12 protein-coding genes are annotated in these 16,415 nt (G+C 62.6%); 8 read left to right on the top strand and 4 right to left on the bottom strand.

The window, feature by feature from the left end; translation table 11 throughout:
• On the bottom strand, window positions 1–468 hold a 468-nt coding region (locus JNK99_RS14370), incomplete at its 3' end, for a DUF4124 domain-containing protein (RefSeq protein ID WP_291854250.1).
• 178 nt (window positions 469–646) lie between these two features.
• The gene (glnA, locus tag JNK99_RS14365) at window positions 647–2,062 is read right to left on the bottom strand and encodes a type I glutamate--ammonia ligase (RefSeq protein ID WP_291854249.1); all 1,416 of its coding nucleotides are present in this window, start codon (window positions 2,060–2,062) and stop codon (window positions 647–649) included.
• A 290-nt stretch (window positions 2,063–2,352) separates the two neighbouring features.
• Here glnA and JNK99_RS14360 point away from each other — a divergent pair, with 290 nt between their 5' ends.
• The 4 genes from JNK99_RS14360 to JNK99_RS14345 are packed head-to-tail and all read left to right on the top strand — an operon-like array spanning window position 2,353 to window position 5,214.
• Window positions 2,353–2,802: a rhodanese-like domain-containing protein gene (locus tag JNK99_RS14360; RefSeq protein WP_291854248.1), complete on the top strand. Its 450-nt coding sequence runs from the start codon at window positions 2,353–2,355 to the stop codon at window positions 2,800–2,802.
• Between the two features lie 59 nt (window positions 2,803–2,861).
• On the top strand, window positions 2,862–3,959 hold the full coding sequence (gene nadA, locus JNK99_RS14355) for a quinolinate synthase NadA (RefSeq protein ID WP_291854247.1): 1,098 nt from the start codon (window positions 2,862–2,864) through the stop codon (window positions 3,957–3,959).
• An 8-nt stretch (window positions 3,960–3,967) separates the two neighbouring features.
• Complete coding sequence (locus JNK99_RS14350; protein ID WP_291854246.1) at window positions 3,968–4,348, top strand: arsenate reductase; 381 nt, start codon at window positions 3,968–3,970, stop codon at window positions 4,346–4,348.
• Complete coding sequence (locus JNK99_RS14345) at window positions 4,345–5,214, top strand: Hsp33 family molecular chaperone HslO (RefSeq protein WP_291854245.1); 870 nt, start codon at window positions 4,345–4,347, stop codon at window positions 5,212–5,214. The genes JNK99_RS14350 and JNK99_RS14345 overlap by 4 nt, the downstream gene beginning before the upstream one ends.
• A gap of 30 nt (window positions 5,215–5,244) precedes the next feature.
• On the opposite strand, the gene JNK99_RS14340 is transcribed toward JNK99_RS14345, so the two are convergent.
• Window positions 5,245–6,654, bottom strand: a complete 1,410-nt coding sequence (locus JNK99_RS14340; RefSeq protein ID WP_291854244.1) for an FAD-binding oxidoreductase — start codon at window positions 6,652–6,654, stop codon at window positions 5,245–5,247.
• 355 nt (window positions 6,655–7,009) lie between these two features.
• On the opposite strand from JNK99_RS14340, the gene glk reads away from it, so the two are divergent.
• Genes glk through glgX form a run of 4 tightly spaced genes read left to right on the top strand, consistent with a single transcriptional unit; the run spans window position 7,010 to window position 14,638 of the window.
• Window positions 7,010–7,975 (top strand): glucokinase, encoded by a 966-nt coding sequence (gene glk / locus JNK99_RS14335; RefSeq protein WP_291854243.1) that lies wholly within the window; start codon window positions 7,010–7,012, stop codon window positions 7,973–7,975.
• A gap of 22 nt (window positions 7,976–7,997) precedes the next feature.
• Window positions 7,998–10,445 (top strand): glycogen/starch/alpha-glucan phosphorylase, encoded by a 2,448-nt coding sequence (locus tag JNK99_RS14330; RefSeq protein ID WP_291854242.1) that lies wholly within the window; start codon window positions 7,998–8,000, stop codon window positions 10,443–10,445.
• A 15-nt stretch (window positions 10,446–10,460) separates the two neighbouring features.
• Window positions 10,461–12,644 carry a 1,4-alpha-glucan branching protein GlgB gene (glgB, locus tag JNK99_RS14325; protein ID WP_291854241.1) on the top strand — a complete coding sequence of 728 codons (2,184 nt, stop codon included), beginning with the start codon at window positions 10,461–10,463 and terminating at the stop codon, window positions 12,642–12,644.
• A complete protein-coding gene (gene glgX, locus JNK99_RS14320; protein WP_291854240.1) occupies window positions 12,632–14,638 on the top strand; it encodes a glycogen debranching protein GlgX in 2,007 nt (668 codons plus the stop codon). Before glgB ends, glgX begins: the two co-directional genes overlap by 13 nt.
• Before the next feature lie 164 nt (window positions 14,639–14,802).
• Here the strand turns inward: glgX and sulP are convergent.
• Window positions 14,803–16,415, bottom strand: a 1,613-nt coding sequence (gene sulP / locus JNK99_RS14315) for a sulfate permease (RefSeq protein WP_291854239.1), incomplete at its 5' end; no start/stop codon positions are given.

Raw genomic sequence — 16,415 nt, 5'->3', positions numbered from 1 at the left:
TTCCTTCTGGATGGCCTCGATATTGCGCTGATGCAGCGCGACTTTATCCTTGTAGGGCTGCAGCCGCTCCTGCACCTTGCCGCCGCTGATCGCCCCGCCCTGCATGCGCTCGTTCGGCAGCACGATTGCCTCCTGTTCGCTAAGCTCCTTTTTCGCCTGCGCGACGTTCTTCTGTTCAGCCGCCAGTTCGGTCTCGAGAATGCGCCGGCGGTCGCCATCGCGTGATTTCTGCGTCTGTTCATCCACTTTCGGGAAGTTTGCCGGGGTGGACGTCTTGGTGGCCGGCAGCTTGGGGGCTGGCGCCAGATTGACCGGGTCGAGAACCAGTTTCCGGCAGCTTCTGGTGGGAACGTTCGAGTAAGTGATGCGCCCATCGGCATCGGCACACTTGTAGATGTCCTGCGCCTGCGCGGAAGCCGCCGCAAGCAATGGCAGGACGATCGAACAAAACAGGTATTGCGCTCTCATTGTCGTGGGATTCCCTTGTCGCAAACAGACCCGCGGCCGGAGACCCTCCACCGTGGGCCTGCGCCCTCTGAACAGGCGCAATGTAGCGGCCAACCAGAATCAATACTAACGCGTAAGGAAGGCGATCGGTAGACAAAAAAAGGACGGGCAAGCCCGTCCTTGCGGTTGTGCCGCTTGCTCAGCAACTGTAATACAGATCGAACTCGACCGGGTGCGTGGTCATGCGAACCTTGTTGACCTCGTCCATCTTCAGTTCGATATAGGCGTCAATCCAGTCGTCCGAGAACACGCCACCGCGGGTCAGGAAGTCGCGGTCCTTGTCGAGGGAAGCAAGCGCTTCCTCGAGGCTGGCACACACGGTCGGGATCTTCGCATCCTCTTCGGGCGGCAGATCGTAGAGGTTCTTGTCGGCCGGGTCACCGGGGTGAATCTTGTTCTGTATACCGTCAAGACCGGCCATCAACAGCGCCGAGAAGCACAGGTAGGGGTTGGCGATGGGGTCCGGGAAGCGGGTTTCGATGCGCCTTGCCTTGTCGGAAGCGACGTGCGGCACACGGATCGATGCCGAACGGTTCTTGGCCGAATAGGCGAGCTTGACCGGTGCCTCGTAGTGCGGCACCAGGCGCTTGTACGAGTTGGTCCCGGGGTTGGTGATGGCATTGAGCGCCTTGGCATGCTTGATGATGCCCCCGATGTAGAACAGGGCCAGTTCCGACAGACCAGCGTAACCGTTACCGGCAAACAGGTTCTTGCCATCCTTCCAGATCGACTGGTGGACGTGCATGCCTGAACCATTGTCGCCAACGATCGGCTTCGGCATGAAGGTCGCTGTCTTGCCGTACTGGTGAGCGACGTTATGCACCACATACTTGAGAACCTGGGTCCAGTCAGCACGCTTGACCAGCGTATTGAACAGGGTGCCGATCTCGCACTGCCCGGCAGTGGCAACTTCGTGATGGTGCACTTCAACCGGCACACCGAGCGACTCGAGCGTCAGGACCATCGCCGAACGGATATCGTGCAGGCTGTCGACCGGCGGCACAGGGAAGTAGCCACCCTTGATTCCCGGACGGTGGCCGGTACCGCCCTCGCCGTCGGATTTTTCGCCACTGGTCCACGCAGCTTCCTGCGAATAGATCTTCAGCGTGCAGCCCGACATGTCGACGCTCCACGACACCGAGTCGAAAATGAAGAACTCGGGTTCCGGCCCAAAGTAAGCCGTATCGCCGATTCCGCAGGACTTGAGATAAGCCTCGGCACGCTTGGCAATCGAGCGCGGATCGCGGTCGTAGCCACGGCCATCGGCCGGATCGACCACGTCGCAGGTGACGACCACGGTCGTTTCGTCGAAGAAGGGGTCGACATAGGCAGTGCTCGGATCGGGCATCAGTTGCATGTCCGAAGCCTGGATACCCTTCCAGCCGGCGATCGACGAACCATCGAAGGCGTGCCCATTCTCGAACTTGTCCTCACCGAAAGCGCTGACCGGTACGGTGACGTGCTGCTCCTTGCCACGGGTGTCGGTGAAACGAAAGTCCACGAATTTCGCTTCGTTATCTTTGACCATCTTGATTACGTCTTGCGGGCTTGCCATTGCAGAGTCTCCTGAACAGGTGCCGTTATCAGCGGCGACAGTAGAAAGTTAAGTGCGCGAGGGTACTAGCAGAAAACATGCCAACAAGTGCCCTGCCGACTGACCATTGTGCCACAAGCGTTCAATGCCTTAACCAGCTTTTTCGATGCACCATGTGGGGGGTACGCACTCCGACTGCATGCACACAAATGGTGCATGCCGTACGGTGGGTCGTCACACCCAGCGAACGAAGCAACTGATTTATACTCTCAGCTTTGCTGAACTTCCTCCGACAGGACCTCGAACGAGACATGGGAAAGCTGACTGATCTGCTGCAGCTGGCGCGGCAACGAGGACGAGAACTTGGCCTTCCTTACGCCGGAGCCCTGACGCCGCAGGAAGCGTATGCGGTCTGGCAGCTGGCGCCGGGCGCCAAGCTGGTCGATGTCCGCACGCGCGCCGAATGGGATTGGGTTGGGCGCATCCCTGGCGCCGTCGAGATCGAGTGGATGGGCTACCCCGAGAACCGGCCAAACAGCCATTTCCTCGCCCAACTGAAGCAACAGGTCGATCGCGAAGCGCTGCTGATGTTCATCTGCCGCAGCGGCGCACGCTCTCACCACGCCGCAGCACTGGTCAGCGAAACCGTGCAGCGCGAATGCTATAACGTGCTCGAGGGCTTTGAAGGTGCGCTGGACGCCAACGACCAGCGCGGCCATGTTGGCGGCTGGCGCCACGCCGGCCTGCCATGGCGTAGCTGAACCCTCCCTGAGCCAGCCGGTCCAGGCTGCATTGACATTGATTCGACACCATCACCCCCATGCAAACCGCCACCATCAGCTTTGACAAGTTCAACCAACTGCAGGACGACGACTGTCATCTGCGCATCCGGGCCGCCCGCGACCGACTGGGCAGGGAAGTCGTCCTGCTCTGCCACCATTATCAGCGCGCCGACGTCTATCAATATGCCGATCTGACAGGTGACTCGCTCAAGCTGTCGCGCCTGGCATCGCAAACCGATTCGCGCCTGATCGTATTCTGCGGAGTGCATTTCATGGCGGAGGTCGCCGACATCATGTCCAAGCCGGAACAGATCGCCATCCTGCCCGACCTGGCAGCCGGCTGCTCGATGGCCGATATGGCCAACTTGGCCAAGGTCGAACGCTGCTGGCGCGAGCTCGCCGAGGTGCTCGCGGTGGAGCAGGAGGTCACGCCGGTGACCTACATCAACTCGGCTGCCGACCTCAAGGCGTTCTGCGGAGAACATGGCGGTATCGTCTGTACCTCGTCGAATGCCGGAACGATTGCTGAATGGGCCTTTGCCCGTCGCGCCAAGATCCTTTTCTTTCCCGACCAGCACCTGGGCCGCTGGACCGGGTTCAAGATGGGTATCCCGCTCGACGAAATGATGGTCTGGGATCCCGATCTCGAGATGGGAGGCCTGACGGCCGGGCAGATCCGGCGTGCCCGGCTCCTGCTCTGGAAAGGTCATTGCTCGGTGCACCAGATGTTTCAGCCGGCACACATTCTGCGTTTTCGCAATCAACATCCGGACGGCCTGGTCATCGCGCATCCCGAATGCAGCTTCGAAGTCTGCCGGCAGTCGGACTTTGTCGGTTCGACCGAACACATCGTCAGGACGATCAAGGATGCCAAGGCCAATACGCGCTGGCTGGTAGGCACCGAGCTCAACCTGGTGAACCGCCTCGCCGAGGAAGTTCGGCACGAGGGCAAGATCGTCCAGTTCATGGCACCCACGGTATGCATGTGCTCGACGATGCAGCGCATCGATCCGCAGCACCTCGCCTGGACCCTGGAGAACCTGGCCGACGGAACGATCGTCAATCAGATTCAGGTACCCGAGCACGAACGGCAACTCGCCAAGCTGGCGCTGGAGCGAATGCTCGCCGTCTCCTGAAGCACGACATGAACCACCCACCGCAACCGCCAACCTGTCACGTTTACGGAATTCGCAACTGCGACACCATGAAGAAGGCTTTCGCTTGGCTGGCCGCTCATGCCGTGCCTTACAACTTCATGGACTATGGACAAGTGGGAGTATCCGTCGAGCGACTGGCTGACTGGAGCCGTCGGGTCGGCTGGCAATGCCTGCTCAATACGCGCGGCACCACCTGGCGCCGTCTGACCATGGAAGAGCGCAGCAACATCGACGAACACAAAGCGCTGAAACTGATGGCGGCACAACCAAGCCTGATCAGACGACCGGTCATCGATACCGGCAGCGCCTTGCTGATCGGTTTCGAGCCCCTGCACTATGCTGCCCACTTCGTGACGGGCAACGCATGAACGCCGACTGCGTATGGCGCTTCCTGTTCGATGACCTCGACATTGTCGGCGCCTTCGTCAGTCTTGGTCCGGTATGGGGGAAGCTGCTGGAAAATCGCGACTATCCGGCGGCGGTGGCCAGACTCCTCGGAGAAATGAGTGTCACCTGCCTGCTCCTCGGAGGCAATCTCAAGCAACCCGGCCGACTGACCATCCAGTTGCGTGGCAACGGCCCGGTCTCGCTGCTGATCATCGACTGCGACGAAAACCTGCAGATTCGCGGCATGGCCAGATGCCCCAGCCAGGTCGTGGACGGCTCCGTCCAGAAACTGTTTGGTGACGGGCAGTTGTTGCTCTCGCTCGACATGCCGTCGATGCGGGAGCCGTATCAGAGCATCGTGCCGCTTGACGGCGACAGCATCGCCACGGTCTTCGAGCACTACCTAATGCAGTCGGTTCAGTCGCCGGCGCGCTTTTTTTTGGCGGCCTCGGGCAAGGCAATCGCCGGTCTCATGCTGCAGAAACTGCCGGCTGCCGACCAGCACGACACGGATGGCTGGGCACGCGTCGAAGCGCTTGCCGCTACGGTAAAGCAATCCGAGCTGCTTGCCCTGCCGGCCGCCGAACTCCTGGGCCAGCTCTTCCCACAGGAAACCGTGCGCCTGTTCCCGCCCACGACTGTGGTCCACAACTGCCCCGAGGATTGGCACAAGGTGCGCGCGCTACTGCGTTCGCTCGGCCCCGGCGAAGTGTATGCCATCCTGCGGGAACACGGTGCAGTCGTCATCCAGGACGACATCTGCAATCGCGAATACCGATTCGACGCACCGGCGATCGACGAACTGTTTCGCGACACGTCAGCGACGCCACCCCGGACGCTGCACTGAGCCACCGGAAAAGCAAACGGAACTCCTCATTTACAGCAGCTTGCCGGGATTCATCAAACCCAGGGGATCCAGCGTCCGCTTGATGGCACGCATCATTTCGATCTCGATCGGGCTCTTGTAGCGCAGCAACTCCGCACGTTTCAACTGACCGATGCCGTGCTCGGCACTGATGCTGCCGCCCAGTTCATGGACCAGGTCATGCACCAGGCGGTTGACCTCGGGCTGCGCCGCCAAAAACGTCGCGTTTTCGCCGGCACCCGATTTTGACTGATTGTAGTGCAGGTTGCCATCGCCGATATGGCCGAAGGTGACGATGCGGATCTCGGGAAAGGCACGGCTGAGTGCTTGATCGGCACGCTCGACGAACTCCGGAATGCGCGAGATGGGCAGCGAGACATCGTGCTTGATGCTCAGCCCCTCGCTCTTCTGCGCCTCACCGATACTCTCGCGCAAGACCCACAGACGCCTGGCCTGCTCGCCACTCTGCGCCAGCAGCGCATCGTCGATCATCGACTGATCGAGCGCCGCGCCCAGAAATGATGTCAGCGCTTCACGCAGATCCGCGTCATCGCCGCCGGTCGAAAGCTCGACCAGCAAATGCCAGGAACTGGCCGGCAGCGCCGGGTGTGCGCCCGGGATATGCTTGCGCACCAGGTCGAGCGCCTTACCGGAAACCAGTTCGCAAGCGCTGAGCGCCGGACCGAAACGCCCCTGCAGTTCGCCCAGCAAGCGCACCGCCATCGCTGGCGAAGCAATCGCCAGCCAACCCGTGGCCTTCGCCCGTGGCAAGGGAAAGAGCTTCAACACCGCGGCCGTGATGATGCCGAGCGTTCCCTCGGCGCCGATAAAGAGGTGTTTCAAATCGTAGCCGGTATTGTCCTTGCGCAGGCCACGCAGACCATTCCAGATCTCGCCGCTGGGCAACACGACTTCGAGCCCGAGGGTCAGTTCGCGTGCATTGCCGTAACGCAGCACCTGCACGCCGCCCGCATTGGTGGACAGATTGCCACCGATCTGGCAGCTCCCTTCGGCGGCCAGCGCGAGAGGGAACAGACGCCCGGCACCAGCCGCTGCCTCCTGCAGCGCCTGCAGCACACAACCCGCCTCGACGGTCATTGTATTGTTGGCCGGATCGATTGCCCGAACGCGCTTGAGCCGGGAAAGACTGATCACCACCGAGCGGCCCACCGGTCCGGGAGTCGCCGCGCCACAGAGACTGGTGTTGCCACCCTGCGGCACCATGGCCACCCGCGCCCGCCCACAAACCCGGACGACGGCCGCTACGGCAGCCGTGCTGGCCGGCCGCGCAATGCAGATCGCCGTACCACGGTAGCGACCTCGCCAGTCGGCCAGATGGGCTGCCATGAGGTCGGCGGAAGTCAGCACGTTTTCCGCGCCCAGCAGTTCGCTGAGCTGACTGATCAGATGGGCATCATCCACGGGTGTTCGAACCTGCAATGCGGTGGTGCAGCGCAGCGCCGCCGCGCTGCCTTGACAGGAACCGCCCGGACCGGAGAGACTCGCGTACAGCCGGCGCCGGTTGATACGGCGGACAATGACCCATGGTAGCAGGGTCTTTGATAAAAAACGCGTTTGATGCGAAGATTCAGCCCATGCCAATCCCTTTCCGGCCCACGGGCATTTGATGCCTCCCTGGCAGTGCCATCGTGCGCACGGCAGGCCGCAATACCGTTGCCTCGATCGCCATGACGACCTTTCATCCAGACTCCCTCTCCCAACCGCAGACCTGCCTGGCCCGACGGCCGTCGGGCCGGACGCCGTCGTGCCGGAACCGATGAGCAAGAACACCAGGCTCGTTGCCGACATCGGGGGCACGCACGCCCGCTTCGCCCTGCTCGGCGAGACCGGCGCACCGGAAATGGTGCGCATTCTTCCTGTGGCCGGCTTCGCCGGGCCGGTGGAGGCAATTCAGGCCTACCTGGCGGAACTTGATGACCCTTCTCTCCACGCCGCCGCGCTTGCCATCGCGGCACCGGTACACCAGGAACCAATCCGGCTGACCAATGCCACCTGGACCTTCACGAGTGACGACATCAAGTCGCGGCTCGGCCTGCAGCAGGTGCTCCTGCTCAACGATTTCACCGCCCTTGCCCTGTCATTGCCGCACCTGGGTAACAATCAGTTGCGACAGATCGGGCACGGCGCCCCGGTGGATCGGGCAACCAAGGCGGTGCTCGGTCCCGGCACTGGCCTGGGTGTCTCGGGAGTGCTTTACCACGGCGGACGCTGGCTGGCTCTGGCTACCGAGGGTGGCCACTGCTCGCTGGCCCCGGCAGACGGGCGTGAGGCGAGCATTCTTGCTCTGGCCTGGCGGGAGTTCCCGCATGTTTCCGCCGAGCGTCTCCTGTCCGGCAGTGGCTTGCCGCTGCTGCATCGTCTGGTCGCCGCGGTGGACGGGCAGCCGGAGGAGCCACTGTCGACCGCTGAGATCGTGGCACGCGCGGTAGGCGGTCAGGACGCCCAATGTAGCGCGGTGGTCGACACCTTCTGCGCCATGCTTGGTTCCGTGGCAGGAAATCTGGCGCTGACCCTGGGCGCCCAGGGTGGCGTGTATGTCGGCGGTGGTATCATTCCCCGGTTGGGGGAACTGTTTGACCGCTCGTCTTTTCGTGCTCGTTTCGAGGCCAAGGGACGGTTTGCGTCCTACCTGGCCGCCATTCCCACCTATGTAGTGCTTTCTCCTACGCCGGCCCTGCTGGGCGCTGCCCATGCCCTGGCCGACAGCGAGGGTCATCCATGAACCTTACCGGAGTATCAGCCTGATGTCCGATGCCGCTCAATCCCGTCCCGAAAGCGAAGACCTGCGCTGCGAAATAGAGCGCAAACTCGTCTGCACGGTCGCTGCCGAACCAACTCGCGCCAGCAAGGCCGATCTCTACCAGGCACTTTCTCAGGTGGCACGCGAGCAGTTGGCCGAACGCTGGGTCAACACGCAAAACACCGACCGTGACAACAAGGCACGACGTGTCTACTACCTGTCGATGGAATTCCTGATCGGACGCGCAATGAACAATGCCCTCGCGGCGCTCGATCTGCGCGACCGGGCTGCAGCGGTATTTGCCGCGCCCGGGCCCTTGCTCGACGAGGTGGTGGAATGTGAGCCGGATGCGGCACTCGGCAATGGCGGTCTGGGACGACTGGCCGCCTGCTTCCTGGATGCCATGGCCACTCTCGGGCTGCCCTCCTGGGGTTACGGGGTACGCTATGAGTATGGGATGTTTGCCCAGTCGATCCTTAATGGACAACAGGTCGAGAAACCGGAAGCCTGGCTGCAGGACCGCTCGCCGTGGGAGTTTCCGCGCGCCAACAAACATTACACCGTGCATTTCGGCGGCACCTGCGAGCATCACGAAGAATGGGCCGAATGGCACGCCGCCGACTCGGTCGAAGCCAAGGCATTCGACTACGTGATCCCCGGCCACGGTACGGATCGGGTCAGCACCCTGCGTCTGTGGAAGGCGGCCGCTCCATCGGAAATCGACCTCGGTGCCTTCAACACCGGTGACTACCAGCGGGCGGCCGATTTCAAGAACCGTTTCGAAAACATCTCCTGGGTCCTCTATCCGAACGACAGCACTTCTGCCGGCCGCGAACTCCGCCTGCGCCAGGAATTCTTCTTTGTCTCGGCATCGCTGCAGGACATTCTGGTCCGCCACCAGGCCGAACACGGCACCTTCAGCAATCTGGCCGAACACGTGGCCATCCACCTCAACGACACCCACCCGGCAATCGGTGTCGCCGAGCTGATGCGCCTCCTGGTCGACCAGCATGGAATGCCTTGGGCAACTGCCTGGAATCAGTGCCGGCGGATTTTCTCCTACACCAACCATACGTTGATGCCGGAGGCCCTGGAGACCTGGAAGGTGACTCTGATTCAGCGCGTGCTGCCGCGTCATATCCTGATCATCTACCGCATCAATCAGGAGTTCCTCGACGAGGTGGTGCGCCTTTACCCCGGGGATATCGACCTGATGCGCCGGGTGTCGCTGATCGACGACGGGGGTGGCCACGAAAAGGACAAACGCGTCCGCATGGCACACCTGTGCATCGTCGGCAGCCACCGGGTCAATGGTGTCTCGCAGCTGCATTCGGACCTCATGGTACAGACCATCTTTGCCGATTTTGCCTGCCTGTATCCGGAGCGTTTCCACAACAAGACGAACGGCGTCACCCCACGGCGCTGGCTGGCGCAAGCCAACCCCGCCCTGGCGACGCTGCTTGACGAGCAACTCGGCGGCAGGGAATGGCGGCTCAACCTCGACCGCCTGCAAGGGCTGCGCCAATGCGCCGACGACGCTGCTTTCCGTACCGCCTTCGCGACCGCCAAACGGGGCAACAAGCTGCGCCTCGCCAATTACGTCAGCCGCGAACTGGGAATCACCCTCGACCCGGACAGCCTGTTCGATGTGCAGGTGAAGCGGATTCACGAGTACAAACGCCAGCTGCTCAACGTGCTGCACGTCATCACGCGCTACAACGCGTTGCTCGACGGCTCGGCGAAGGATTACGCCCCGCGCAGCGTGATCTTCGCTGGCAAGGCGGCATCCTCGTATCACATGGCCAAGCAGGTGATTCGCCTGATCCATGACGTCGCGGCGGTGGTCAACAACGATCCGCGCACACGCGACCTGCTGCAGGTCGTCTTCATCCCCAACTATGGCGTTTCCGTCGCCGAGCTGATCATGCCGGCGGCCAACCTGTCGGAACAGATTTCAACCGCCGGTACCGAAGCATCCGGCACCGGCAACATGAAGCTGTCGCTCAACGGGGCACTGACCATCGGTACCGAGGACGGTGCGAATATCGAGATCCGCGACAACGTCGGAGCCGAGAACATCTTCATTTTCGGCAACAACACGGCGCAGGTCAGCGCAATCAGACAGGCAGGCCATCAGCCGATGGCTCTCTACCAGAACGATCCTGCCCTCAAGGAAGCGCTCGACCGGATTGACGGCGGCTTCTTCTCGCCCGGCGAACGGCCGCGCTACCACGACATTTTCAACAGCCTGCTGCATTACGGCGATCACTACCTGCTGCTCGCCGACTATGCAGACTACATAGCCGCACAGGGACGGGTCGACGCGCTCTATCTGACTCCCGACGAGTGGCAGCGCAAAGCAATCATCAACGTCGCCGGGATGGGCCCATTTTCGGCCGACCGGACGATCCGTGACTACGCCAACGACACCTGGCACATACGCACACTTTAAGTAAGGACGTCTCAAATGCTTGACACTGCTGACATCGTTGCCCTCTACGGGGCACAACACGGTGACCCCTATGCGGTCCTGGGAATGCACACCGACACCGACGGCGGGCTCTGGGTGCGCAGCCTGCAACCCGGTGCCCGTGCGGTTGCCGTAATCGACGCAAAAACCGGCCGGCAGATTGCCGAACTGCAACACCGTGAGATCGAGGGAGTGGAAGGCTTTTTCGAGGGTCTGATACCCCGTCGCCGCAACTACTTCCCTTATCGCCTGCGCATCACCTGGGAACAGGGCGTGCAGGAAACCGACGATCCCTATCGCTTCTGGACGGTACTCGGCGAAATGGACGTCTGGTTGCTCGCCGAGGGTTCGCATCTGCGGCCTTTCGAACGTCTCGGTGCGCACCTCTGCGAGATCGATGGAGTCGCCGGGACCTCCTTCGCGGTATGGGCACCTGACGCGCAGAGGGTCAGCGTGGTCGGCGATTTCAATACCTGGGACGGTCGCCGCCACCCGATGCGCCTGCGCCGCGAATGCGGCGTCTGGGAAATCTTCCTGCCGGGCGTTGCCGCCGGCGCCCACTACAAGTTCGAAATCCGTTCCCGCAACGGCGATCTTCTGCCGCTCAAGGCCGACCCCTACGGCTTCCAGGCCGAAATGAGGCCGTCAACCGCCTCGATCGTCTGCGCCCTGCCGGAATCCGTCGAACCTTCGTCGATTCCCGCCGGTGACCAGCTCGACAAACCGATATCGATCTACGAAGTACACCTGGCTTCCTGGCGGCGTGCCGACGATGGGGGCTTTCCAGACTGGCAGCGGATTGCCGACACACTCATCCCCTACGTGGTCGATCTGGGCTTTTCCCACCTCGAGCTGCTGCCGATTTCCGAACACCCCTTCGATGGCTCCTGGGGCTACCAACCGCTCGGCCTCTACTCGCCCACCGCCCGGCATGGCAACCCGACCGGCTTTCGCGACTTCGTTCGCTCCTGCCACGCTGCCGGACTGCGCGTGATCGTCGACTGGGTACCGGCGCACTTCCCGACCGACGAACACGGGCTCGGTCGCTTCGACGGAACGGCCCTTTACGAGCATGCCGACCCGCGCGAAGGCATGCACCAGGACTGGGGTACGCTGATCTATAACTTCGGCCGCAGGGAAGTCAGCAACTATCTGATCGGCAACGCACTTTTCTGGATCGAACGTTACGGGATAGACGGCTTGCGGGTCGATGCCGTCGCCTCGATGCTCTACCGCGACTACAGCCGGGAAGATGGCCAGTGGCTGCCGAACGTGCACGGCGGCCGCGAAAACCTCGAGGCGGTGGCTTTCCTGCGTCGCATGAACGAAGTCCTCGGCCAGGAGCACCCGGCTGCTTCGACCCATGCCGAGGAGTCCACCGCCTGGCCGATGGTCAGCCGCCCGCCCGAAATGGGAGGGCTCGGCTTCCATTACAAGTGGAACATGGGCTGGATGCATGATGTCCTCGATTACATGACCCGCGATCCGGTGCATCGCAAATACCACCACAACCAGCTCAGTTTCGGGCTGATGTACGCCTTCACCGAAAACTTCGTGTTGCCGCTGTCGCATGACGAAGTGGTACACGGCAAGGGTTCCCTGATCAGCAAGATGGCCGGCGATTACTGGCAGAAGTTCGCCAACCTGCGCTCCCTGTATGCCTTCATGTGGGCACATCCAGGCAAGAAACTGCTCTTCATGGGCGGCGAGATCGGCCAGTGGAACGAGTGGAATCATGACACTTCGCTCGACTGGGGACTGCTGGAGTTCCCGCTGCACGCCGGCGTGCATGACCTGATCCGCGATCTCAACGGCATCTATCGTGCCAACCCGGCACTGCACGAGGTCGATTTCGAGCCAGCAGGTTTCGAATGGGTCGCTGCCGACGATGCCGAATGTTCGGTGGTGGCCTTCGTGCGCTGGACCCGCGATCGTTCGCGCGCCCTCCTCTATGTCGGCAACTTCACGCCGGTTGTCCGCCACGGCTATCGCATCGGGGTACCGGTACCCGGCATGTACCGCGAGCGGCTCAATACCGACTCACAGTTCTACGGCGGGAGCAACGTCGGCAACGGGCTGGAGCCCCTGTTCACCGAGCAGGTTTCGGCGCATGGTCGTGAATGGTCGCTCAACCTGACCCTGCCGCCACTGGCGGCGCTGTATCTCGAATGGCAAGCCTGAGCGACGGTCATCCGCTCACCGCCGGACGGCCCTGGCCACTCGGCGCCCACTGGGACGGTCGGGGCGTCAACTTCGCGCTCTTCTCGGCTCATGCGGAAAGCGTCGAATTGTGCGTTTTCGAGGGTCGTCGGATGCGCGTGCTGGCCTTGCGCGAATCGACCGACCAAGTCTGGCACGGCTACCTCGCCGACGCCGCACCCGGGCTGCGCTACGCGTACCGCGTGCATGGCCCCAACGCGCCCGACCAGGGGCACCGTTTCGCCGGGCAGCGGCTGCTGCTTGATCCCTACGCACGTGAAGTGGTCGGGCGTTTCTCCTGGCCAGCTCGCGAAGATCCGGTGCATGCGCTGACCGCAGCGGTGGTCGACGACCGGTTCGACTGGGGTGACGATGCGCCGCCGGCGACCGTCTGGAACGATACGGTACTCTACGAGGCTCACGTGAAGGGTATGAGCCGCCAGCATCCCGGGGTTCCCGAAGTCCTGCGCGGAACCTACGCGGGTCTCGCGACCCCGGCAATGATCGAACATTTCCAGCGTCTCGGCGTCACCGCCATCAATCTGCTCCCGGTACATTACTTTCTCGACGAGCAGCGCCTGGTCAACGAGGGTCGTGTCAACTATTGGGGCTACAACACGCTTGCCTTCTTCGCCCTCGAACCGCGTTACGCGGCGCGCATTGGTGGCCAGTCGGTCATCGCCGAATTCAAGGGAATGGTCCGCTCGCTGCACGCAGCCGGTCTCGAAGTCATCCTCGACGTGGTCTTCAACCACACCGCCGAAACCGACGAATGGGGCCCGACACTTTCCTTCCGCGGCATCGACAACCGCAGCTACTACCGTCTGCCAGCAGGCAATCTGGCCGGCTACGAGAATTTCAGTGGCTGCGGCAACACCGTCAATCTGGCGCACCCGCGCGTACTGCAACTGGTCATGGATGCGCTGCGCTATTGGATTGAGGTGATGCACGTCGACGGCTTCCGCTTCGACCTGGCGGCTGCCTTGACCCGGGATAGTGCCTTCCTCGCTGCATTGCGACAGGATCCCGTGCTGCAGCGGGTCAAGCTGATCGCCGAGCCGTGGGACGTCGGCCCCGACGGTTACCGTCTGGGCCGCTTCCTCCCCGGCTGGGGCGAATGGAACGACCGTTTCCGCGACGACCTGCGTGCTTTCTGGCTGACTGCCGAAGCCGGCGTCGGGCAACTGGCGCAGCGCCTCGCCGGATCGAGCGAAATCTTTCAGATCGCGGGACGTGCGCCACAGGCGGGCATCAACTTCGTCACCGCCCATGACGGATTCACGCTACGCGACCTGGTCAGCTACCAGAACAAGCACAATGAACTCAACGGTGAGGACAACCGCGACGGACACGGTCACAACTGCTCCTGGAACTGCGGCGAGGAAGGTCAAAGCGACGATCCCGCGGTACTCGGAAGACGCCGTCGTCTGCAGCGCGCGCTATTGGCGACGCTGCTGCTCGCCCAGGGTGTGCCCATGTTGCAGGGCGGTGATGAACTGGGACGAACCCAGCGGGGGAACAACAACGCCTATTGCCAGGACAACGCAATGACCTGGCTCGACTGGCGCCAGCCGGATGAAGACCTGGTCGAATTCGTCGCCGGACTGCTCGCGCTGCGCCGACGCTTCCCCCACCTAAGACAACGCCACTGGCTCACCGGCCAGGAGAATGCCGATGGTCAGCCTGACGTGCTCTGGTGGCACCCGGCGGGCCGGCCGATGCGTGTCACCGACTGGCAATCGAGGAAACTGGGCGCCTTCGGCATGCAGCTGGCGCCCCCCGGAGCCGGCAGCGACCAGCAGCCTACCCTGCTTTGCCTGTTCAACCGGGACGACATCCCGGTTTCCTTTCTGCTGCCCGCCGGAACCTGGTTACAGGTCTGCGATAGCTGCGCCGAGACGGGCTTCGCGACCCGTGAGCGCGAAAAGGTGACTCCGGTAGCTGCGCGCAGCGTCCAGATCCTCTGTCGCCAATGATTGGGGAAGCCTGCTGGCAGCGCGAGCATGCCTCCGGCTGGTTTCCTGTCTCGCCCGAAGACGGCACAAAAGCCAACGCATGCCATCCCTCCATGGCGCAACGGCGAAATCAGACAGCACCGCTGAGCCGTTGCTGACCGACCGAAACCCGCACACCAGGGTCATCATGAGCAGTGGCCCAGCCTCTCGAAAGCATCGTTGGCCGACAGAAAAACCTCGCCGGACAATGCGACCCAGAAATCGGAACGTTTCAACCGATCCTGGACGGGCCCTTTGACCTCGGCAAGGTGGAGTCTGCTACCCCGTTCAACGAGGTCACGATTGAGTTCGCCAAGAACCTCCACCGCGGTGGCGTCCAGACGATTGACCGCGCTCATCACCAGCACCACGTGGCGCGTTTCGGGCAGCAGGGCGAGTGCCTGGTCAAGTCGCAACTCGACCGCTCCCAGGTTACCGAAAAAAAGGCTCTCGTCGATACGCACGAACAGGACGCCGGGGATCGTGTCGACGTGATGCCGCTCGACATTGCGAAAATGCTCGCTGCCGGGAATACGGCCGATCAGCGCGATATGGGGAGAACTCGCCCGCAACAGGAGCGTGCCCATCGACAGGAGTACACCCAAGCCGATCCCGATCTCGAGGCCGCAGAGCAGCACCCCGCCGGCAGTACCCAACCACGCCAGGCCGTCGGCGCGGTCGTAGGCCCAGGCTCGGCGCAGGCCGCCGAGATCGACCATGCTGCCGGCTGCGATGACAATCGTAGCCGCGAGAACCGCCAGCGGCAGGCGAGCGAAGCAGTGTGCCGCCTCCGCCACGACGACGATCATCGCGACGGCCGACACGATGCTGGCCAGGGGTGTCTGCGCCCCGGCGGCAACATTGACCGCAGAGCGCGACAAGCCACCGCCCACCGGCATACCACCGTAGAAGGCGGCAACAGCGTTGGCAGCGCCCAGCCCGAGTAGCTCTGCATTGGCGTCGACCCGCTCGCGACGCTTGATCGCCAGCGCCTGGGCCATACTCAGCCCTTGTACCATGCCGATCAGAGCCAACACGGCGGCCGGCACGATCAAAGCCTGCACAGTATCGTACGCCGGGATGAAAAACCTGAAAGGCGGCAGGCCTTCGGCGACCGCGCCGACAACGGCGACACCTCGCCCATGATCCAGATCGAAGGCGATCACCGCCAGAGTTGCCAGCAACACGACCAGCAACGGCATCAGCCGAACCATCGCCGCCGCCTTGCCGGCCCCGATGCCCAGCGCCAGAAGCGTCCTCCCCAAGCCGGCCCGGACGAAAACGAGCATCAGGAGCGCCGGTAAACCGATCGCCAGGGTCGGCCAGTGACTGTGCGGCAGTTGTCGCAAGAGCTCGGCCAGCACCCGCCAAGTGCTGGTGCCGTGTGGCGACAGGCCAACCAGGTGCTTGATCTGGCTGATGACGATCAGGATCGCGGAACCGGAAATGAAGCCACTGATCACCGGCCGGCTCAGCAACTGCGAGAGAAATCCCAGGCGCAGGACGCCGCAAGTCAGCAGCATGAGGCCGGAGATGAGGGCCAGGCTGGCTGCCAGCACGAGATATTCGGGTGAAGCGGGTGCCGCAAGGGGGGTCAGCGCCGCATAGGTCATGAGCGCAGTGATGGCCACCGGCCCAACCGCCTGTACCATGCTGCTGCCCAGCAGGGCATAGACAAGCACCGGGAAGATACTGACATACAGTCCAATCTGTGGCGGCAGACCGGCGAGCAAGGCGTAGGCAAGACTCTGGGGAATCA

It is taken from the genome of Accumulibacter sp. (assembly GCF_016789985.1).
Taxonomy (GTDB): Bacteria; Pseudomonadota; Gammaproteobacteria; order Burkholderiales; family Rhodocyclaceae; genus Accumulibacter.
Note: the sequence above shows the minus strand (reverse complement) of the source record. Positions and strands in the feature narration are given on the sequence as shown.